The organism is Achromobacter sp. 1011811831, assembly GCF_059760905.1.
On record NZ_JCBANG010000002.1, the window covers coordinates 50,812 to 70,205 of the forward strand.

Sequence of the window (19,394 nt, forward strand, 5' to 3'; positions counted from 1 at the left end):
AGGAAGCGTAGCGGTGATGGCGGCGACGCCACAAAGCGGCGTCCGGCAGGGGCCACATCAAACATGTGGCGGGCTGGTCTTGTTACGATGGACGCTATTTTAGATTAGCGCCCGAATCGCGCCCCGCCACCCCATGCTGCGACACGCCCTGGCCCCGATGTTCGAACCCGGTTCGCTGGTGATCGTGGCCGACCGGCCCCTGCCGGCGGCGGGATCCCTGTCGCCGGCGCTCAAGGCCCGCTGCACGGTGGTCGACTGCGCCGTGGGCGAGGCGCCCGAGCTGCCCGCCAGCCTGAACGGCCTGGCGCCGGGCGAGCGTCCCGACCTGGTCCTGGTCTGCGTGTCGCCGGCGGTACTGCCGGAAACGCTGCGCCGGCTGGCGGCGCTGTCGCCCCGCTCGGTCATCCTGCTGCCGCACGAACTGCCCGATCCTTATCCGCGCGGCACGCTGGCGCTGTGTCGCGCCTGGGCCGAGGAAAACCGCTGCGAACTGCTGGGGCCGCGCTCGTTCGGCGCGCAGCGCCCGCACGCGGGCCTGAACCTCAGCCAGCACCCGGTGCTGGCGCGCCCGGGCAGGGTGGCCCTGCTGGCGCAGTCGCGCTCCATCATGGCGGCGGTCATGGACTGGGCCGAGGACGTGCACATCGGCTTTTCCGTCGCCGTCTCGCTGGGCGACGAGGCCGTGGTCGGCCTGTCCAAGGTGCTGGACTACCTGGCCAGCGACCCGCGCACCGACAGCATCGTGCTCTATCTGGAAGATGTCGGACCGGCGCGCGAATTCATGAGCGTGCTGCGCGCCGCCGCCAGCGTGAAGCCGGTCATCGTGCTCAAGGCCGGCCAGCACGGCGCCGACAGCAGCGATGCGGTGTTCGACGCCGCGCTGCGGCGCGCCGGCGCGGTGCGGGTGCGCTACTTCGTGCAGCTGTTCTCGGCGGTCAAGGTGCTGGGCTATACCCGGCGGCCAAAGGGGCGGCGCGTGGCGCTGATCTCCAACGGCAACGGACCGCCGCAGCTGGCCATGGACCTGATCGGCCCGGACGCTGCCGTGCTCAAGGCCGAGCTGACGCCCGCGACGCAGCGGGCGCTGGCGGCCATGCTGGAGCCGGACGCGGCCATCGCCAATCCCGTCATCACTTATGTGCCGCTGACGCCCGAGCGCATCCGCGCGATCCTCGACGCCGTGCTGGACGATGCCGGCGTGGACGGCGTGCTGGTGCTGCTGGCGCCCGACGCGCTGGCCGACATGCCGGCCGTGGCGCGCGATCTGGCCCAGGTCGCGCCCAAGGCCAGGAAGCCCGTGGTGACCTGTTTCATGGGCGATGCCGGCATGCGGCCGCTGAGGCGCATGCTGGACGACGCGGGCACCTCGGCGTTCCGCACGCCCGAATCCGCGGCCGACGCCTTCGGCGTGCTGGCCACGCATCACTACAACCAACAACTGCTGCTGCAGACCCAGCCGCCCGAGCCCGCCAGCCATGTCCCCGACCTGGTCGCGGCCCGGGACCTGCTGGCGCGGGTGCGCGCCGAATGCCGGCGCGAGTTGAACACGTCCGAGATCCGTACCCTGCTGGCGCTGTTCTACGTGCCCTTGCGCGATGCGCCGCTGGAAGTGGCCTCGGCCGAGCCCGAGTCGCGTCCCATGGCGGTGCGCGTGCGCCGCGATCCGCAATTCGGTCCCGTGATCCGCTTTGGCGCGGGCGGCCCGGATGCCTTCCTGTCGCAATCCGACCGTGGCATGGACCTGCCGCCGCTCAACGGCTTCCTGGCGCGCCAGCTGATCGAGCGCAGCCGGCTATGGCGCCGCGTGCTGGCGCCGCGCGTCGGCCATCTGGCGGCCGAGGCGCTGCAGCAGGCGCTGGTGCAGGTGTCAGAGCTGGTCTCGGAATTGCCGGACATCGAGTCGCTGGACATCGATCCGCTCTACGCCGGCGAAACCCAGTTGCGCGCGGGCGGACTGCGCATGACGCTGACCGAAACGCCAGGCTGCGCCACGCCGCAGACCGCCGGTTACCCGCACATGGCGATCCACCCGTATCCGGCGCGGCTGGTGCAGGTGCGCCGCTTCAACGACGGCATCCCGTGGGTGCTGCGGCCGATCCGTCCCGAGGACGCCGAGTCGTTGCAGGAGTTTATCCGCGGCCTGTCCGAGCGCTCGCGCTACATGCGTTTCGTGTCGATGATGCGCGAGCTGACGCCGCGCATGGTGTCGCGCTACACCCAGGTGGACTATCACCGCGAACTGGCGCTGGTCGCCGCCACGCTGGTGCCCAATCCCGCCAATCGCGGCCATCCGAGAGAGGTGCTGGTGGGCTTCGCGCACTATCTGCGCAACCCGGACGGGCGCGGCGCCGAGTACGCGCTGGTGATCGGCGACGACTGGCAGCGCCGCGGCCTGGGGCGTCAGCTGATGTCGGCGCTGATCGACGCGGCGCGCGAGCAGGGGCTGGAGTACATAGACGGATTGGTGCTGTCGACCAACCGGCCCATGCTGGCGCTGATGACCAGCCTGGGTTTCACCAATGATCCCGACCCGGAAGATCCGACCATGCGGCGGGTCTGGCTCGAGGTTTAGGACCCCCCCCGAAGCGCTGCGCGCTTCCCCCCAGGGGGGCGCCGCTACGGACCGGCGGAGCCGGCTCCGTGCGGCCTCGATGGGGTAGCGCCTGCTATCTACGCTGCAGGTGGCGTATCCGGGGGGCGGTCGTTGATTTGCTCAGCCCAGCACTTCGCGCAGGAAGCGCGAGATGTCGGCTACTTCCTCGGCGCATACGGAATGCGGCATGCCGTAGGTGTGCCAGCGCACGTCGCAGCCCAGGCGCTGCAGCTCGGCCAGCGTGGCCTTGGCGCGCGCCAGCGGCACGACCGGGTCGAAGGTGCCGTGGGCCAGGAAGATCGGGGTGCGCGCATTGGCGCCGTGGCGCTCGGCCTCGGCCGTGTCCAGCAGCGGCAGGTAGCCCGACAGGCCCATCATGCCGGCCAGCTTCTCGGGCAGGCGCAGGCCGGTGTGCAGCGTCATGGCGCAGCCCTGCGAGAAGCCGGCCAGCACGATGTTGGACGTGGGGATGCCGCGGGCGTTCTCGCGCGCGATCAGCTTGTGGATCTCGGCTTCCGAGCGGCGGATGCCGGCGCCGTCCTCGACGCGCACCAGATCCATCACCAGGATGTCGTACCAGGAACGCATGGCCATGCCGTTGTTGATGGTCACCGGCTGCACCGGCGCGTTCGGGAACACGAAGCGCACCTTGCTGCCGGCCGGCAGGTCCAGCTCCGGCACGATGGGCGCGAAGTCGTTGCCGTCGGCGCCCAGCCCGTGTAGCCAGATCACGGCGTGCGTGGGGTTGGGGGCGGTTTCGATCTCGATGCAGTCGAGCAGGTCGGTCGTGGCGGTCATGGGCGGAATCAGTGGATGAGGGCCTTGAGCGCCTGGAACAGCGCCCGGTACTGCTTCTTTTGCGGTTCCTGGCCTTGCAGCAGGGCGGCGTTGGCCTGCTTTTCCTTGCGCGCGGCCCGGATCACGGCGCGCAGGTGCTGCACGTCGGCCTGCGGATTGTTCTCCAGCAGGCGGGTCAGGGCCTCGTCATCGTCGAGCAGGCGGTCGCGCAGGGTCTCCAGCCGGTGCATGGCGGCGGTTTCCTCGCGCGAGCCGTTTTCCCAGACGTCGAGCTGGGCGCGGATTTCCTCGGCGGGGGCGTCGCGCATCAATTTGCCCACGAAATGGGTCTGGCGGCGCAGGCCCTCGCGGCTGGTGGTGCGCTGGGCCATGCGGATGGCCTCGTACAGGCGTTCCGCCAGCGGCAGTTGTTTCAGGCGTTCGGGCGACAGGGCGATCAGCTGCTTGCCCAGGTCCAGCAGCGCGTGCATGTCGCGCTTGATCTGGGATTTGCTGGGACGGTCGTAGCCGTTCTCGTCGTAGCCTTCGTCGACGGATTCTTCTTCGGGATGGGAATTCATGGAAAACTGCGCAATGACAGACTTGGCTATGATAACCGTCTCTGCAAATTGGACAGCAATGGTCAAACCCACATCATCCCTGCCGCTGGCGGCAAATCACGCGCGTTTTTCCGAACTCGTCGAGCAAACCCTCGCCTACGCGCGCCAGATCGGCGCCTCGGACGCGGCGGCTGAAGTCTCCGAGAGCCTGGGCCTGTCGGTCTCGGTGCGCAAGAACGACATCGAAACCGTCGAGCAGACCCGCGACCGCTCACTGGACCTGACGGTCTACGCCGGCCAGAGCCGCGGCTCGGCCTCGACCTCCGACTTTTCCGAGGCGGCGCTGCGCCAGACGGTGGAAGCGGCCTGGCACATCGCCCGTCACACCGCCGCCGACCCGGCCGCCGGCCTGCCCGACGCCGACCAGCTGGCCACCGAATTCCCCGACCTGGACCTGCACCACGCCTGGCCGGTGTCCACCGAAGAGGCGGCCGAGCTGGCCCTGCGCGCCGAGCGCGCCGCCCGCGAGGTCGATGCCCGCATCACCAATACCGATGGCGCCTCGGTGGGCACCTACGAAGGCCAGTTCGTCATGGGCAATACCCGTGGCTTCCTGGGCGGCTACGCCTATTCGCGCCACAGCCTGTCGGTGGCGCCGATCGCCGGCCGCGGCAATGGCATGCAGCGCGACTACTGGTACACGTCCGAGCGCGACCCGGCCCGCCTGGCCTCGCCCGAGGCCGTGGGCCGCTACGCCGCCGAGCGCACGCTGTCGCGCCTGTCCGCCCGCCGTATCCGCACCGGCAAGTTCCCGGTGCTGTTCGAGGCGCCGCTGGCCCTGGGCCTGGTCGGCGCCCTGACGCAGGCGGCCAACGGCGGCGCGCTGTACCGCAAGGCCAGCTTCCTGCTCGACGCCCTGGGCAAGCCGATCTTCCCGTCGCACATCAACCTGACCGAGGATCCGCACGTGCGCGGCGCCATGGGCAGCTCGCCGTTCGATGACGAAGGCGTGCGCACGCGCAAGCGCAGCGTGGTGACGGCCGGCGTGCTGGAAGGCTATTTCCTGTCCTCGTACACGGCCCGCAAGCTCGGCATGACCACCACCGGCAACGCTGGCGGCTCGCACAACCTGACCTTCAGCTCCATCCAGACCAAGGCCGGCGACGATTTCGAAGCCATGCTGCGCAAGATGGGCACGGGCTTCCTGGTCACCGAGCTGATCGGGCAGGGCGTGAACTACGTCTCCGGCGACTATTCGCGCGGCGCGTTCGGCTACTGGGTCGAGAACGGCAAGATCCAGCACGCGGTGCAGGAAGTGACCATCGCCGGCAACCTGAACGACATGTTCCGCCAGATCGTGGCGGTGGGCGCCGACGTCATCTCGCGCGGCACCAAGACCACGGGCTCGATCCTGATCGAGCAGATGGCCATCGCCGGCGTCTGATCCGATCCCCCCGGCCGGGGCGTTGCCCCGGCCAACGCCGCCTTGCCCGGCCGTCCGTGCCGTCGCGCCTTTGCAATCCCTTACCTGCTCGGGAATTCCTCTAGCAATCCCTGACCCCGCCAGCGTGTAATATCCGGCGGGTATTGCTGGAAGTCCCTGGTGTTGCTGTAAAGAAGGAGCAAGAGATGCAACGACGTTCATTCTTGAAACAGGCGGGGCTCGGCGCCGTGGCAACGGGCGCGGCCATCGCCGCGCCGGCATATGCCCAGGATTCGCCGTCGCTGAAGTGGCGCCTGGCCTCCGGTTTCCCCAGCGCCCTGGACCTGCGCTTCGGCGCGGGCGAGACCTTCTGCAAGTTCGTTTCCGAATCCACCGGCGGCAAGTTCAGCATCCGCCACCTGCCCGAGGGCGAGGTCGCGCCAGCGGCCGAGCTGGTCGACGCTGTCGGCGCCGGCAAGGTCGAATGCGCCCACGCCTCTTCCGCGCTGCTGCACGCGCGCAATCCCGCCTTTTGCTTCGATGCCGGCATGCCTTTCGGCCTGACCGCGCGCCAGATGGACGCCTGGATGATGGAAGGCGAGGGCTTGCGCCTGACCCGCGAGCTGTTCAAGCCCCTGAAGGCCGTCAACTTCCCGCTGGGCAATACCGGCGGCCAGATGGGCGGCTGGTTCAGGAAAGAGGTCAAGCGCGTGGGCGACCTGAAGGGCCTGAAGATGCGCGTGGACGGCCTGGCCGCCGACGTGCTGGCCCGCCTGGGCGTGGCGCCGCAGCAGGCGGCGCTGGCCGAGCTGGCGCAGGCGGCCGAGAAGGACGGCCTGGAGGCCGTGGCCGGCTCCGGCGCCTACGATGACAGCAAGCTCGGGCTGAACAAGTTTGCCAAGTTCTATTACGGGCCGGGCTGGTGGGCTGGCAGCGGCCAGCTGTCGCTCTATATCAATGACGAGGCCTGGAGCAAGCTGCCCAAGAACTACCAGTCGGTGGTCGAGGCCGCCGCCCGCGCCGCGCACGCCGCCACCGCGGCCCGCTACGACGCGCGCAATCCCGGCGCCCTGGCGCAGTTGACGGCCAATGGCGCGCAGTTGCGCGCCTTTTCCCGCTCGATCATGGATGCGGCCTTCGAGGCCACGCAGCAGCTCTACAAGGAACTGGGCGACAAGGACCCGGCCTTCAAGGCGCTGCACAGCAGCTACATGGGTTTTCGCGACAGCGAGATGCCCTGGTTCCGCCTGACCGAAGGCGCCTACGGCCAGTACCTGGGCGTGGCGCTGTCGGCCAGGAGCTGAGCAGGAGGCCGGTGCCGAATGGCATTCGGCAAGGAGTGGGGTTTTCACTGATTTCCCCTGGTTTTTGACTAGAAATCGGGCGGTTTGGCGCCTTTTGTTGAACGGCATTCAAGTTTCGGCCTGATACAAAAGGAGTAATATGCCGGGTCTTGACGCGCGAACGCGCCGCCTTCGAGCGGCAACCGCCGTCAATCCGGCAGGCTTGGCCGACCCGGATTACCAAACATTCCGAGACAGACTTTAGGGTGGTATCAACCATGCAATCGAAGACCAAGAAGTTGCTGGCCGCGCTGATCGCGGCCGGTGTCGTTCCGGCTGCCCACGCGGCCGACCTCAAGCTGGGCGTGGCCGAGGCCCTGTCGGGCGGCGCCGCCCAGTACGGCGCGTCGATCCGCAACGGCTTCCAGCTGGCTGCCGATGAAATCAACGCCGCCGGCGGCATCAACGGCAACAAGGTCGTGCTGGTGATCGAGGACGAACAGGGCAAGAAGGAAGAAGCCATCAACGTCTTCAAGAAGCTGATCTTCAAGGACAACGTCCTGATGGTCTTCGGCCCGACGCTGTCGAACTCGGCCCAGGCCGCCGACCCGATCGCCCAGGCCGCCAAGACGGTCGTCTTCGGCACCTCCAACACCGCCGACGGCATCACCTCCATCGGCAATTACGTGTTCCGCAACTCGGTCACCGAAGCCGACGTGCTGCCGGCCACCATCTCCACCGTCAAGGCCAAGACCGGCCTGAAGAACGTGGCGGTGCTCTACGGCAACGACGACGTCTTCACCAAGAGCGGCTACGACAACTTCAAGAAGGCCCTGGAAGACCAGAAGATCCCGGTCACCACGACCGAGACCTTCGCCAAGGGCGACGTGGACTTCAAGGCCCAGCTGACCAAGATCAAGGGCACCAATCCCGACGCCATCGTGCTGTCGGCCCTGCTGGCCGAAGGCGCCCCGATCATGGTGCAGGCCCGCCAGCTCGGCATCAACCTGCCGGTCATCGGCGGCAACGGCATGAACTCGGTCAAGATCTTCGATCTGGCTCCTGGCGGCGCGTCGAACAACCTGTGGATCGGCAGCCCCTGGTCCATCGAGAACAAGTCAGCCGAGAACGTGAAGTTCATCGACGCCTACAAGGCCAAGTTCAACGGCGCGCCCGACCAGTTCGCGGCCCAGTCGTACGACGCCATGTACATCGTCGCCCAGGCCCTGAAGAACACCAAGATCAGCGGCGACCTGCCCAAGGACCGCACGGCCCTGCGCGATGCGCTGCCGTCGGTGCAGTGGACCGGCGCCACCGGTGCCTTCAAGTTCCGCCAGGCCAACGACCGCGCCGGCAAGCCCGCTGGCTATGACGCCGACCAGGCGCCGATCGTCAGCGTGACCAAGGACGGCAAGTACGTCATCGAGAAGTAATCGGCACGCGTCCCCCTGTGGGGGATGCGCCTGGCGCGCGGCCTGGACGGGGCGTGCGCCAGGCGCTTTTCATAGCAGGGCCGCCCCAAGACAAGAACATCCCTCGGGGGCAGCAGGCCCGCGCGGCGCAAGCGGCGCGGGAGCATTTCCTTGTCGCGGGAGCGCTTCAAGCAGAAGCGCGTCCGCGGGGCGCAGGCCCGCGCCATCAGCGCGGCGCGGCGGTCCTTTCGGTTTTATCTGGAACGTCCAATCATGTTGGAACAACAATTCGTCAACGCCTTGTCGCTGGGCTGCGTCTACGCCCTGTTCGCACTGGGCTTCACGCTGGTCTTCGGCGTGCTCGGGGTCATCAATCTGGCGCATGGCGCGGTTTTCATGGTGGGGGCCTACGCGGCGCTGACCGTGGTGCAGAACCTGGCCCTGCCGCTGTGGGCGGGACTGGCGGCGGCCTTTCTCGTCGCGGGCCTGACCGGCGTCATCATCGACTACCTGGTGCTCAAGCCGCTGCGCAAGCGCAACGCGCCCCACCTGATTCCCATGATCGCCACCATCGGCGTGGGCATCATCCTGAACAACGCCGCGCAGGGCATCTTCGGCGCCAGCAACCTGCGCTTCCCGCACGGCACCGTGCCCGAGGAAGTGATCGAGGTCGCCGGCCTGCACCTGACGGTGATCGAGCTGGGCATCATCTTCATGTCCTTCGCGCTGATGGCCGTGCTGATGTTCGTCATGCGCCGCACGCAGTTCGGCCGCGCGCTGCGCGCCATTGCCGAATCGCCCAAGGCCGCCTGGCTGCTGGGTATCAACGTTGAAAAACTGTTCATCACCACCTCGTTCGCCGCCGCGGCGCTGGGCGGCGTGGCCGGTGTGCTGATCGGGCTGTACTCGAACGCGCTCTTCCCGCTCATGGGTCAGCCCATGCTGCACAAGGGCATCGCGGTCATCATCCTGGGCGGCATGGGCGACATCCGCGGCGCCATGCTGGGCGGCCTGTTCCTGGGCTTCGCCGAGGTGCTGTCGGTGGCCTATATCGGCTCCACCATGCGCGATGCGGTGGCATTCGGCCTGCTGTTCCTGATCCTGCTGGTGCGTCCGCAGGGCCTGTTCGGCAAAGTGGTTCAACGCAAGGCGTGAGTGTGATGAGCGGATTCGAAAACTTCTGGGCCATTTACGGCAACCTGGTGCTGACGCTGGGCACCAATGCCCTGCTGGCCCTGTCCATCTGGCTGACGCTGGCCTGCGGCATGCTGGCCATGGCCAATGCGGCCTTCATGGGCATCGGCGCCTACGCCGCCGCCTTGCTCACCATGAACTACGACGCCTCGTTCCCGGTGGCGCTGGCCGGCGGCATGCTGGCGCCGGCCCTGGTGGCGGCGCTGATCGGCCTGCCCACCTTGCGGCTGTCCGGGGTCTATCTGGCCATGGCGACGCTGGGTTTCGGCGAGGTGGTGCGCGTGACCGTGCTGAACACCGAGTCCATCACCGGCGGCGCGCTGGGCCTTAACGGCATCCCGCAGCTGACCCAGTGGTGGCATGTGATCCTGGCGGTCGTCATCGTGCTGTTCGTGCTGTGGCGCGTGCGCGTGTCCAAGATCGGCCGCGCCTTCGACGCCATCCGCGGCGACGAAACCGCCGCCGGCCTGATGGGCATCGACGTGCGCGCCAACAAGATGCTGGCATTCGTGGCGGGCGCCATGATCGCCGGCCTGGCGGGCGCGCTGAACGCCCACCTGACCTTTTTCATCGGACCCAACGAATACGGCTTCGACCGTGGCGTGGAAATCCTGACCATGGCGATCCTGGGCGGCATCGGCGGCCTGGCGGGCCCGGTGCTGGGCAGCTTCATCATCACGGTGCTGCCCGAGATGCTGCGCGGCTTCGCGGATTTCCGCCTGGTCGTCAACGGAGTGATCCTGGTGGTGATCGTGTTGTTCCTGCCGCAAGGCATCTGGGATCCGGCGCGCTTCAAGCGCTGGATGCGTCAGGGAGGCAAGCGCCATGCTTGAGCTTTCCTCCGTCTCCAAGAGTTTCGGCGGCCTGCACGTGCTGCATGACGTCAACCTGTCCGTGCCCCAGGGCAGCATCTATGGCCTGATCGGCCCGAACGGCGCCGGCAAGACCACGGTGTTCAACCTGATCACCGGCCTGCTGCCGCCCAGCGGCGGCGCCATCACGTTCAACGGCGACAGCCTGCTGCGCCGCGCGCCGCACCAGATCACGCGCATGGGCATCGCCCGCACGTTCCAGAACATCCGCCTGTTCAAGGAGATGACGCTGCTGGAAAACGTGGTGGTCGGCGCCTATCGTCACATGAACTACGGCTTCCCCAGCCTGCTGCTGGGCCTGCCGGGGTTCCGCGAGCACGAGAAGCGGGCCCGCGAGCGCGCCCACGAGCTGCTGACCTGGATGCGCCTGGACCACAAGGCCAATGACCTGGCCGACAATCTGTCCTACGGCGAACAGCGCCGGCTGGAGCTGGCGCGCGCGCTGGCCACCGAGCCCAAGCTGCTGTTGCTGGACGAGCCGGTCGCGGGCATGAACACCGGCGAACGCGCCGAGCTCATGCGCGAGATCCTGGCGATCCGCGAACGCGGCTACACCATTCTCATGATCGAGCACGACATGCGCTTCGTCATGGGGCTGTGCGAACAGATCGCGGTGCTGAACTTCGGCAAGATCATTGCCTGCGGCGGGCCTGAAGAGATCCGCAACAACGAGCAGGTCATCGAGGCCTACCTGGGCCGCGAAGACGACGAAGACGCCGAACACGCGGAGGCCGCAAAATGAGCGCAATGCTGGAAGTCCGCGGACTCGAGGTCAACTATGGCCACATCGAAGCCGTTCGCGGCATCGACCTGGACCTGAACGCCAAGGAAATCACCGCCCTGGTCGGCGCCAACGGCGCCGGCAAGTCCACCACGCTGCTGGCGCTGTCCGGGCTGCTGCCCAAGGCGAGCGGCCGCATCAGCTTCGAGGGCGAGGACATCACCAACCTGCCGCCGCACCAGCTGGTCGCGCGCGGCATCGTGCAGGTGCCGGAAGGCCGGGCCATCCTCACCACCATGACGGTGCTGGAGAACCTGGAGCTGGGCGCCTACCGACGCGGTCTGAAGAACGTGGGATCGGACCTGGAGTATGTCTTCAATCTGTTCCCGCGCCTGAAGGAGCGGATCAACGGCATGGCCGGCAACCTGTCCGGCGGCGAGCAGCAGATGCTGGCCATCGGCCGCGCGCTGATGGCCAAGCCGCGCCTGCTGCTGCTGGACGAGCCGTCGATGGGCCTGGCGCCCATCGTGGTGCAGGAGATCTTCCGTTCGCTGCGCGCCATCAATGCCGATGGCCTGACCCTGTTCCTGGTCGAGCAGAACGTGCGCCAGGCGCTGAAGATTGCCCAGCACGGCTATGTGCTGGAAAACGGCGCCATGGCGCTGAGCGGCACCGGCCGCGAGCTGCTGGGCCATCCTCGGGTGCTGGAAGCCTACCTGGGCGCCTGACCGGATCTTGCCGGGGCGCGCGCGGTTCAGATCGCGCGCGCCGGTCGTCGCCTGGCAGGATGTCTACCGCCAGCCAGGGCAGGCATCGCCATGCGGGCATTCCGTCCGGTGGAGTTTGTCCCTTTTATCTGAAGCCCCTTTATTTGGCTGCCCCCGCGGGCAGTCCCGGCGAGGGCGGAGGCGGATGCAGAAGGCCGTTGGCTCCCTGATTGCCCATTTTTTGAGCAGCTGTGTTAGAATCACAGGCTTTCCCTCATTTTGGCTATTGCACGGGCGGGTAATAACGCTTAGGCGGGACGCTGATAGAGGCTTGAAATTCCACGGTTTTATCGGGAATCACGGCCTAGTCGGGGGAAGGAAGCGCTGGCAGGGATACGCCCGCCGGCGGAATCATTTTTCTTCTTAGGAACCATCATGAAGACCTTTGTGGCCAAGCCGCATGAAGTCCAACGTGACTGGTTTGTGATCGACGCCAAGGGCAAAGTCCTCGGTCGTGTGGCCAGCGAAGTCGCACGTCGTCTGCGTGGCAAGCACAAACCTGAATTCACGCCGCACGTTGATACCGGCGATTACATCGTCATCATCAACGCTTCCGATATCGTCGTTACCGGCACGAAGGCGAAGGACAAGAAGTACTTCCGCCACACCACGTACCCGGGCGGTATCCGCGAAACGAACTTCGAGAAAATGCAAGAGCGTTTTCCCGGCCGCGCCATCCAGAAGGCTGTCAAGGGCATGCTGCCCAAGGGTCCGCTGGGCTACGCGATGATCAAGAAACTGAAGGTGTACGCCGGTGCCGAGCACCCGCACACCGCCCAGCAGCCCAAGACGCTGGATATCTAAGGAAACGCCATGATCGGTAACTGGAACTACGGAACCGGCCGTCGCAAAACCTCGGTGGCTCGCGTTTTCATCAAGAAGGGCACCGGCAAGATCGTCGTCAACGGCAAGCCCGTCGACGAGTTCTTCGCTCGTGAAACCGGCCGCATGGTCGTGCGCCAGCCGCTGGAACTGACCGGCCACCTGGAATCGTTCGACATCAAGGTCAACGTGCACGGCGGCGGTGAAACCGGCCAGGCCGGCGCAGTCCGTCACGGCATCACGCGTGCCCTGATCGACTACGACGCGACCCTGAAGCCCGCGCTGTCGCAAGCTGGTTTCGTGACCCGCGATGCCCGCGAAGTCGAACGCAAGAAGGTCGGCTTCCGCAAGGCCCGTCGTCGCAAGCAGTTCAGCAAGCGCTGATGCCTGCAGAAAAAAGCCCGCTACGGCGGGCTTTTTTCATTTGGGGCCGCCGCTCCGCCTGCCCGCAATTTTCGGGCGATACAATCACGTTTCGTTCCACGTAGAGTTCATATCCATCATGGCCCAAGCATCGAACACCCGTATCAAGGTTGGCATCGTCGGCGGCACCGGCTACACCGGCGTCGAGCTGCTGCGCCTGCTGTCGCAGCACCCGAATGTGGAATTGACCGCCATCACGTCCCGCAAGGAAGACGGGCTGCCGGTGGCCGATATGTACCCGAATCTGCGCGGCCGCGTGAAGATCGCTTTCTCCGCGCCGGAAAAGGCCTCGCTGACCGATTGCGACGTTGTGTTCTTCGCCACGCCCCATGGCGTGGCCATGGCGCAGGCGCCCGAGCTGATTGCCGCCGGCACCCGCGTGATCGACCTGGCTGCCGATTTCCGCCTGCAGGACATCCCCACGTTCGAGCGCTGGTACAAGATTCCCCATACCTGCCCGGAAGTGCTGGCCGAGTCCCAGTACGGCCTGGTCGAGCTGAACCGTGAAGCCATCTCCAAGGCCCGCGTGATCGGCAACCCGGGCTGCTACCCGACCACGGTGCTGCTGGGTCTGGCCCCGCTGCTGGAAGGCGGCAAGAAACTGATCGATGCGCAGACCCTGATCGCCGACTGCAAGTCGGGCGTGTCCGGCGCCGGCCGCAAGGCGGAGGTGGGCTCGCTGTTCTCCGAGGCTTCCGACAACTTCAAGGCCTACGGCGTGGCGGGCCACCGCCATCATCCGGAAATCGTTTCGCAGCTGGAGAAGATCGCCGGCGCCAAGGTCGGCCTGACCTTCGTGCCGCACCTGGTGCCCATGATCCGTGGCATGTACTCCACCATCTACGCCCGCATCCTGCCCGAGGCGCGCGACACGGACTTCCAGGCCCTGTTCGAGCAGCGCTATGCCGACGAGGCCTTCGTCGATGTGATGCCGGCCGGCAGCCTGCCGGAAACCCGCTCGGTGCGCGCGTCCAACAACCTGCGCATCGCGCTGTCGCGCCCGGGCAATGGCGACCAGCTGATCGTGATGGTGGTGCAGGACAACCTGGTCAAGGGCGCCGCCGGCCAGGCGGTGCAGAACATGAACCTGATGTTCGGCTTCGCGGAATCCACCGGCCTGGATCAGGTCGCGATCCTGCCCTGATGCCTTGCCGGAAGGGCGGCGTGCCGCCCTTTCGAGTGCCATGTCCAACGATTCTCCCATCGCTCCGCAACCGCGCCGTCTTCGCGGACTGGCGCGCTTCGGCATCGCGCTCGCGCTAGGCGTGGCGCTGGGCGTCGCGGGAACCAGTCTCTATGTCCGCCACCAGGCGCGCGCGGGCGCGGCGGCGGCCTCGGATCCCGTGCCGAGCGGCGCGCAGGAAGAAGCGATGCGCCAGCAGCGCACGCAGCTGCGCTTCACCCAGGGCCAGCTGGACGCGGCCGATGGCGAACTGGTGATCGAGCGCGCCGCGCGGCAGGAGCTGGAAACGCAGTTGCGCGCGGCCCAGGCCGAGGTCGGTCGCGTGCGCGACCAGTTGGCGTTCTATGAGCAGCTGCTGCCGCCCGGACCGGAAGGCTCGGTCGATATACGCGGCGCGCAGGTGGAGCGCGCCGGGCAGGGCCTGCGCTACAAGGTGCTGCTGATGCGCAGCGGCCGCAATGGCGGCGCGCCGTTTTCGGGCGCGCTGCGCTTCCAGGCGGTCGGCACGCTCAAGGGCGAGACCGTGACCGTCGAACTCGCGCCCATGCAGGTCAAGTCGGAAACGACGCCGGCGCCGGAAGGCGTCGCCGCCGGACTGGCCTTGCAGTTCGATCAGTACCAGCGTAGCCAGGGCATGCTGGCCTTGCCCGAGGGTTTTGTCCCCGAAAGCGTGACCATCACCGTGCTCGAAGGCGATACGGTGCGCGCGACCCGCAGCGTCAAGCTCGAACTTTGAGTCCGGCCCGGGGCTGCGCTATAGTGACAGCATACGAGTGGCGACGCCGCTCACCGAAATTCGGCCTCAACGGCCAGGAGTGAACCATGAATGCAGTGACCGAAACCGTCGACCTGCAGGCCCCGCCGCCTGCTCCCCTGGTCTTTACCGACTCGGCGGCCGCCAAGGTCAAGGACCTGCTGGCCGAAGAAGGCAACCCCGAGCTGAAGCTGCGCGTCTTCGTGCAAGGCGGCGGCTGTTCGGGTTTCCAGTACGGCTTCACCTTCGATGAAGTCGTCAACGAAGACGACACCGTGCTCGACAAGGCTGGCGTGCAGCTGCTGGTCGACCCGATGAGCTTCCAGTATCTGGTCGGCGCCGAGATCGACTACAAGGAAGACATCGAGGGCTCGCAGTTCGTCATCCGCAATCCCAACGCCAGCACGACTTGCGGCTGCGGTTCGTCGTTCTCGGTCTGATCGCGCCCTGAGCGTCGGCTCACGAAAAACCCTTCGGCTTGCCGAAGGGTTTTTTGTTTTGGGCAATCAGGCTGGATAGAGCGCGCCCAGGATGCGGGGCGCGCGCGCGCCGGTCACGTCGGGCAGGCCGGCGGGCCGGCGTTCCGTGAAGCTGTGCGCCAGCCAGGCGAAGGCCAGCGCCTCGACCTGCTGGGCCGGCACGCCGAGCGCATCGGTCGGATGGACGGGCCGTTGCAGGCAGTACGCCAGTTCGCGCATCAGCGCGCCGTTGCGCGCGCCGCCGCCGCAGACATAGATCTCGGTCACGCCGGCCGCGGCGGCGTCGATGGCGTTGGCCACGGTCCTGGCTGTCAGGCGCTGCAGCGTGGCCTGCACATCTTCAGGCGCCGGGCGCGGGCCGTCGCTGGCCGCCAGCCGGTCGTCCAGCCAGCGCATGTTGAACAGGTCGCGCCCGGTGGACTTGGGCGGCGGCAGGGCGAACCACGGTTCGCCCGCGATCAGCGCCTCGAGCAGCGGCGCCAGCACCTTGCCGCTGGCCGCCCAGCGGCCGTCGGCGTCAAAGGGCTGGTTCAGGTGGCGCTGGCACCATCCGTCCAGCAGCACATTGGCGGGGCCGGTGTCGAAGCCGCGCACCGGCGCGCCGGGCGCCAGCAGGGTGACGTTGGCGATGCCGCCGAGGTTCAGCACCGCGCGCGCCTGTGGCGCGCCGAAGATCGCGGCATGGAAGGGCGGCACCAGCGGCGCGCCCTGGCCGCCCGCGGCCACGTCGCGGCTGCGGAAGTCGGCCACCACGTCGATGCCGCTCAGCTCTGCCAGCAGCGCCGGGGCGTTCAATTGCACGGTATAGCCGCTGTCGGGTCGGTGCCGCACGGTCTGTCCGTGCGCGCCGATGGCGATCACATCGCGTGGCGCGACGCCGGATGCGTCGAGCAGGCGGGCGGCCGTGTCGGCATAGAGACGGGCCAGCGCATTGGCCGCCAGCGCGGCGCGCGCCAGTTCGTCGGCGCCGGACTGGTTCAGCGCCAGCAGCTCGGCGCGCAGGGCGGCGGGCATGTCCAGGCTGGCGCTGGCCAGCACCTGCGGCGGCTGGCCGTGGGCCAGTCGGGCAAGCACACCGTCGACGCCGTCGACGCTGGTGCCCGACATCAAGCCGATATAGAGTCCGGGGGCGGGGCGGCCGGGCTGGGAATCGCGCGGGCCGCCGGAAGCGCTCATGTCCGCGCGCTCAGCGGCTGGCCACGTTGGTCAGCGCGTCGGGCAGGGTCTGCTGGAATTCCGTCAGCAGCTGGATCTGCTGCTGGTAAGGCGCCACGGCCTGCTTGAAGGCGCGGATTTCCGCGGGCTCCAGCGTGCGGGCCACGGGCAGGTCCACCGACAGCGGGTCGATGGGCTGGTTGTCCACGCGGAATTCGTAGTGCAGGTGCGGGCCGGTGGCCCAGCCGGTCGCGCCCACGTAACCAAGCAGCTGGCCCTGGGAAATCTTGGAGCCCTTGGTGATGCCTTCGGCGATGCGGCTCTGGTGGGCGTACAGCGTCGAGTACTTGCCGTGGTGCTTGACGATGACCACGTTGCCGTAGCCGTTCTGCCAGCCCGAGAACTCCACCGTGCCGTCGGCCGTGGAGTGGATCGGCGTGCCCGAGGGCGCGGCGTAGTCCACGCCCTTGTGTCCCGTCCAGGTCTTGTGGATGGGGTGCATGCGCATGCCGAAGGTCGAGCTGATGCGGCTGAACTTCAGGGCGGTGCGCAGGAACGCGCCGCGCAGGCTGGTGCCTTCGAAATCGTAGTAGGAGCCGGTCTTGCCATCGGGGCTGAACCAGACGGCGCTGTGGGTCTTCTCGCCGTTGATGAACTCCAGCGCCAGCACGCGTCCGGCGCCGGCGTAGCGGCCGTCGTGCGAGCGCACTTCGTAGACCACGCGGAACTGGTCGCCCTGGCGCAGGTCACGCAGGAAGTCGATCTTGGCGCTGAGGATGTCGGCCATCTGCAGCGTGACGGAATCGGGGATGCCGGCAGCATCGGTGGCGCCGAACAGCGAGGAGCGGATCGTGCCGACCGCGACGCGGGTCTGGCGATCGGTGCTCTCGGTGATTTCCTCGGCCTTGTAGCTGTTGCCGGCCGGAGCCACGTGCAGCATGCGGGTGACGACCTGGCCGTCGGTCTCGTTGCCGGGCGTGTGGATGTAGCGCAGCCAGATCAGGTTGCCGTCTTCATCGGTCGCCGCCTGGACCGAGCGGCCCGGATAGAGCTTGTAGATGCTGCGGGCGCTGGCGTCGTGGGTGAGGAAGGTCTGCAGCTCCGGCGCGTCCAGCTCCAGGCGCTGCAGCACCGCGGCCAGCGTGTCGCCCGCGCGGATGCGGGTTTCGCTGATGTACGGCGCGGCGCTCGGGGTGCTGACCTCGACCTGTTCGGCGGTCAGGGGCAGGACGCTCTGGATGATGCGGGCGGAGGGGATGTCGGAGCGATCGGGATGCTGCACCATGCCCAGCGCGGCAGCGCCGGCGAACAGGCCGATCGCGGTGACCAGCAGAGTGCGGCTGACAATCCCGGAGCGCGGCTTGGGCTCGACAGGCGAGGGCGACGCTGCGGTTTTGCGCTTGAAGCGGTTCGCAATGTCGTGGAGGCCACGATTCATCGTGAAGAAACCCTCTCAGGTAGCTGGGACTCGCAGGGTGCGTGACACGAACGGCCCCCGCGCGCCACGTTATCCGGGGCAAGGGCTGGCGCGGGGCGCAACTTGTGAACAGCAGGTGACAGACCGGACGACAACTGCGTATATATGACAGTTGCGTATGATTAGGGCGGTATCCTAGCTGATTCAGCTAGAATTTTCGATAGTTTTCGTCACTTTTTACACCTTTTTATCGGCCGAAGCCGTCTTGGTCCCCCCGGAAATGTCCTCCTCAGAAGCCCCCATCGCAGAAGCCCCCATCACTCCCGAAGTCGAAGCCGACCTGCGCATCGCCAAGCGCGGCTGCGACGAACTGCTGGTCGAATCGGAATTCGCCCGCAAGCTGGCCCGCAGCCGCGCCACCGGCGTGCCGCTGCGGATCAAGCTGGGGCTGGATCCGACCGCGCCGGACATCCACCTGGGCCACACGGTGGTGCTGAACAAGATGCGCCAGCTGCAGGACCTGGGCCACACGGTCATCTTCCTGATCGGCGACTTCACCTCGACCATCGGCGATCCCAGCGGCCGCAACAGCACCCGTCCGCCGCTGACCCGCGAGCAGATCGAGGCCAACGCCAAGACCTACTACGCGCAGGCCAGTCTGGTGCTGGATCCGGCCAAGACCGAGATCCGTTACAACTCCGAGTGGTGTGACCCGCTGGGCGCGCGCGGCATGATCCAGCTGGCCTCGCGTTACACGGTGGCGCGCATGATGGAGCGCGAGGACTTCACCAAGCGCTTCAAGGGCGGCGTGCCGATCTCGGTGCATGAATTCCTGTATCCGCTGATGCAGGGCTATGACTCGGTGGCGCTGAAGTCCGATCTGGAGCTGGGGGGCACCGATCAGAAGTTCAACCTGCTGGTCGGACGCGAGCTGCAGAAGGAATATGGCCAGGAACCGCAGTGCATCCTGACCATGCCGCTGTTGGTGGGGACGGATGGCGTCGAAAAGATGTCCAAGTCCAAGGGCAATTACATCGGCATTTCGGAGTCGCCGGATTCGATGTTCGGCAAGCTCATGTCGATCTCCGACACGCTGATGTGGCGCTACTTCGAGCTGCTGTCGTTCCGTTCGCTGGAAGACATCGCCGCGCTCAAGGCCGAGACCGAGGCCGGCCGCAATCCGCGCGACGCCAAGGTCCTGCTGGCCCAGGAAATCATCACCCGCTTCCATTCGGCCCGCGCGGCCGACGAGGCGCTGGCTTCCTTCGAGGCGCGTTTCCGCGACGGCGCCATTCCGGACGACATTCCCGAAGTGAATGTCGCCGGCGCGCCGGTGGGCATCCTGAAGCTGCTGCGCGAGGCCGGCCTGGTGGCGTCGGGCTCCGAGGCCCAGCGCAATGTGGAGCAGGGCGGCGTGCGGGTGGACGGCGACCGCGTCGAGGACAAATCGTTGCAATTGCCCGCCGGCACTTACGTGGTGCAGGTAGGCAAGCGCAAATTCGCCCGTGTTACCGTGAAGTCGTGATTTTGCGAAGATCGCTTGATCCGGTGGCTGCGGA

At 67.1% G+C, this 19,394-nt stretch carries 18 protein-coding genes; 14 read left to right on the top strand and 4 right to left on the bottom strand.

Features of this window, described 5'->3' with window-relative positions; translation table 11 throughout:
- Window positions 1-133 precede the first annotated feature (133 nt).
- Complete coding sequence (locus AC6LJ9_RS01155) at window positions 134-2,572, top strand: bifunctional acetate--CoA ligase family protein/GNAT family N-acetyltransferase (protein WP_498146169.1); 2,439 nt, start codon at window positions 134-136, stop codon at window positions 2,570-2,572.
- A 141-nt stretch (window positions 2,573-2,713) separates the two neighbouring features.
- Here the strand turns inward: AC6LJ9_RS01155 and AC6LJ9_RS01160 are convergent, their stop codons facing one another.
- Together AC6LJ9_RS01160 and yjgA are read right to left on the bottom strand one after the other, a co-directional pair.
- Entirely contained in the window at window positions 2,714-3,391 is a 678-nt protein-coding gene (locus AC6LJ9_RS01160; RefSeq protein ID WP_498146170.1) for an alpha/beta hydrolase, read from the bottom strand.
- 8 nt (window positions 3,392-3,399) lie between these two features.
- Window positions 3,400-3,951 carry a ribosome biogenesis factor YjgA gene (gene yjgA / locus AC6LJ9_RS01165; protein ID WP_212320662.1) on the bottom strand — a complete coding sequence of 184 codons (552 nt, stop codon included), beginning with the start codon at window positions 3,949-3,951 and terminating at the stop codon, window positions 3,400-3,402.
- A 58-nt stretch (window positions 3,952-4,009) separates the two neighbouring features.
- Here yjgA and pmbA point away from each other — a divergent pair, with 58 nt between their 5' ends.
- The 12 genes from pmbA (at window position 4,010) to erpA (ending at window position 15,224) form a co-directional block, all read left to right on the top strand.
- Window positions 4,010-5,374, top strand: a complete 1,365-nt coding sequence (gene pmbA / locus AC6LJ9_RS01170) for a metalloprotease PmbA (RefSeq protein WP_498146171.1) — start codon at window positions 4,010-4,012, stop codon at window positions 5,372-5,374.
- Window positions 5,375-5,559: 185 nt separating this feature from the next.
- On the top strand, window positions 5,560-6,657 hold the full coding sequence (locus tag AC6LJ9_RS01175; RefSeq protein ID WP_498146172.1) for a type 2 periplasmic-binding domain-containing protein: 1,098 nt from the start codon (window positions 5,560-5,562) through the stop codon (window positions 6,655-6,657).
- Between the two features lie 257 nt (window positions 6,658-6,914).
- Window positions 6,915-8,069, top strand: coding sequence for an ABC transporter substrate-binding protein (locus AC6LJ9_RS01180; RefSeq protein WP_103272370.1), 1,155 nt, complete (start codon window positions 6,915-6,917; stop codon window positions 8,067-8,069).
- 252 nt (window positions 8,070-8,321) lie between these two features.
- Window positions 8,322-9,203 (top strand): branched-chain amino acid ABC transporter permease, encoded by an 882-nt coding sequence (locus AC6LJ9_RS01185; RefSeq protein WP_212320658.1) that lies wholly within the window; start codon window positions 8,322-8,324, stop codon window positions 9,201-9,203.
- 5 nt (window positions 9,204-9,208) lie between these two features.
- A complete protein-coding gene (locus tag AC6LJ9_RS01190) occupies window positions 9,209-10,075 on the top strand; it encodes a branched-chain amino acid ABC transporter permease (RefSeq protein ID WP_103272371.1) in 867 nt (288 codons plus the stop codon).
- Entirely contained in the window at window positions 10,068-10,856 is a 789-nt protein-coding gene (locus AC6LJ9_RS01195) for an ABC transporter ATP-binding protein (protein WP_103272372.1), read from the top strand. Before AC6LJ9_RS01190 ends, AC6LJ9_RS01195 begins: the two co-directional genes overlap by 8 nt.
- Window positions 10,853-11,563 carry an ABC transporter ATP-binding protein gene (locus AC6LJ9_RS01200; RefSeq protein ID WP_103272373.1) on the top strand — a complete coding sequence of 237 codons (711 nt, stop codon included), beginning with the start codon at window positions 10,853-10,855 and terminating at the stop codon, window positions 11,561-11,563. Before AC6LJ9_RS01195 ends, AC6LJ9_RS01200 begins: the two co-directional genes overlap by 4 nt.
- Window positions 11,564-11,977: 414 nt before the next feature.
- Complete coding sequence (gene rplM / locus AC6LJ9_RS01205; protein WP_006217309.1) at window positions 11,978-12,406, top strand: 50S ribosomal protein L13; 429 nt, start codon at window positions 11,978-11,980, stop codon at window positions 12,404-12,406.
- Between the two features lie 9 nt (window positions 12,407-12,415).
- On the top strand, window positions 12,416-12,808 hold the full coding sequence (rpsI, locus tag AC6LJ9_RS01210; RefSeq protein ID WP_006388641.1) for a 30S ribosomal protein S9: 393 nt from the start codon (window positions 12,416-12,418) through the stop codon (window positions 12,806-12,808).
- Between the two features lie 118 nt (window positions 12,809-12,926).
- Entirely contained in the window at window positions 12,927-13,991 is a 1,065-nt protein-coding gene (gene argC, locus AC6LJ9_RS01215; RefSeq protein ID WP_212320657.1) for an N-acetyl-gamma-glutamyl-phosphate reductase, read from the top strand.
- Window positions 13,992-14,031: 40 nt separating this feature from the next.
- Window positions 14,032-14,766 (top strand): DUF6776 family protein, encoded by a 735-nt coding sequence (locus tag AC6LJ9_RS01220; RefSeq protein WP_498146173.1) that lies wholly within the window; start codon window positions 14,032-14,034, stop codon window positions 14,764-14,766.
- An 86-nt stretch (window positions 14,767-14,852) separates the two neighbouring features.
- Complete coding sequence (gene erpA, locus AC6LJ9_RS01225) at window positions 14,853-15,224, top strand: iron-sulfur cluster insertion protein ErpA (protein WP_103272375.1); 372 nt, start codon at window positions 14,853-14,855, stop codon at window positions 15,222-15,224.
- 66 nt (window positions 15,225-15,290) lie between these two features.
- Here the strand turns inward: erpA and AC6LJ9_RS01230 are convergent, their stop codons facing one another.
- Both AC6LJ9_RS01230 and AC6LJ9_RS01235 read right to left on the bottom strand, forming a co-directional pair.
- Window positions 15,291-16,439 carry an anhydro-N-acetylmuramic acid kinase gene (locus AC6LJ9_RS01230; protein ID WP_498146174.1) on the bottom strand — a complete coding sequence of 383 codons (1,149 nt, stop codon included), beginning with the start codon at window positions 16,437-16,439 and terminating at the stop codon, window positions 15,291-15,293.
- A 10-nt stretch (window positions 16,440-16,449) separates the two neighbouring features.
- Window positions 16,450-17,856 carry a M23 family metallopeptidase gene (locus AC6LJ9_RS01235; protein WP_498146175.1) on the bottom strand — a complete coding sequence of 469 codons (1,407 nt, stop codon included), beginning with the start codon at window positions 17,854-17,856 and terminating at the stop codon, window positions 16,450-16,452.
- A gap of 259 nt (window positions 17,857-18,115) precedes the next feature.
- Between AC6LJ9_RS01235 and tyrS the strand changes: the two genes are divergently transcribed.
- Window positions 18,116-19,360 carry a tyrosine--tRNA ligase gene (gene tyrS, locus AC6LJ9_RS01240; protein WP_498146176.1) on the top strand — a complete coding sequence of 415 codons (1,245 nt, stop codon included), beginning with the start codon at window positions 18,116-18,118 and terminating at the stop codon, window positions 19,358-19,360.
- Window positions 19,361-19,394: the final 34 nt, after the last annotated feature.

Coding starts and splice junctions, on each gene's coding strand:
- argC (WP_212320657.1), top strand. CDS start 12,927: ATGGCCCAAGCATCGAACACCCGTATCAAGGTTGGCATCGTCGGCGGC.
- rplM (WP_006217309.1), top strand. CDS start 11,978: ATGAAGACCTTTGTGGCCAAGCCGCATGAAGTCCAACGTGACTGGTTT.
- AC6LJ9_RS01235 (WP_498146175.1), bottom strand. CDS start 17,856: ATGAATCGTGGCCTCCACGACATTGCGAACCGCTTCAAGCGCAAAACC.
- pmbA (WP_498146171.1), top strand. CDS start 4,010: ATGGTCAAACCCACATCATCCCTGCCGCTGGCGGCAAATCACGCGCGT.
- AC6LJ9_RS01155 (WP_498146169.1), top strand. CDS start 134: ATGCTGCGACACGCCCTGGCCCCGATGTTCGAACCCGGTTCGCTGGTG.
- rpsI (WP_006388641.1), top strand. CDS start 12,416: ATGATCGGTAACTGGAACTACGGAACCGGCCGTCGCAAAACCTCGGTG.
- AC6LJ9_RS01175 (WP_498146172.1), top strand. CDS start 5,560: ATGCAACGACGTTCATTCTTGAAACAGGCGGGGCTCGGCGCCGTGGCA.
- AC6LJ9_RS01185 (WP_212320658.1), top strand. CDS start 8,322: ATGTTGGAACAACAATTCGTCAACGCCTTGTCGCTGGGCTGCGTCTAC.
- erpA (WP_103272375.1), top strand. CDS start 14,853: ATGAATGCAGTGACCGAAACCGTCGACCTGCAGGCCCCGCCGCCTGCT.
- AC6LJ9_RS01200 (WP_103272373.1), top strand. CDS start 10,853: ATGAGCGCAATGCTGGAAGTCCGCGGACTCGAGGTCAACTATGGCCAC.
- AC6LJ9_RS01160 (WP_498146170.1), bottom strand. CDS start 3,391: ATGACCGCCACGACCGACCTGCTCGACTGCATCGAGATCGAAACCGCC.
- AC6LJ9_RS01190 (WP_103272371.1), top strand. CDS start 9,209: ATGAGCGGATTCGAAAACTTCTGGGCCATTTACGGCAACCTGGTGCTG.
- tyrS (WP_498146176.1), top strand. CDS start 18,116: ATGTCCTCCTCAGAAGCCCCCATCGCAGAAGCCCCCATCACTCCCGAA.
- AC6LJ9_RS01195 (WP_103272372.1), top strand. CDS start 10,068: ATGCTTGAGCTTTCCTCCGTCTCCAAGAGTTTCGGCGGCCTGCACGTG.
- AC6LJ9_RS01220 (WP_498146173.1), top strand. CDS start 14,032: ATGTCCAACGATTCTCCCATCGCTCCGCAACCGCGCCGTCTTCGCGGA.
- yjgA (WP_212320662.1), bottom strand. CDS start 3,951: ATGAATTCCCATCCCGAAGAAGAATCCGTCGACGAAGGCTACGACGAG.
- AC6LJ9_RS01230 (WP_498146174.1), bottom strand. CDS start 16,439: ATGAGCGCTTCCGGCGGCCCGCGCGATTCCCAGCCCGGCCGCCCCGCC.
- AC6LJ9_RS01180 (WP_103272370.1), top strand. CDS start 6,915: ATGCAATCGAAGACCAAGAAGTTGCTGGCCGCGCTGATCGCGGCCGGT.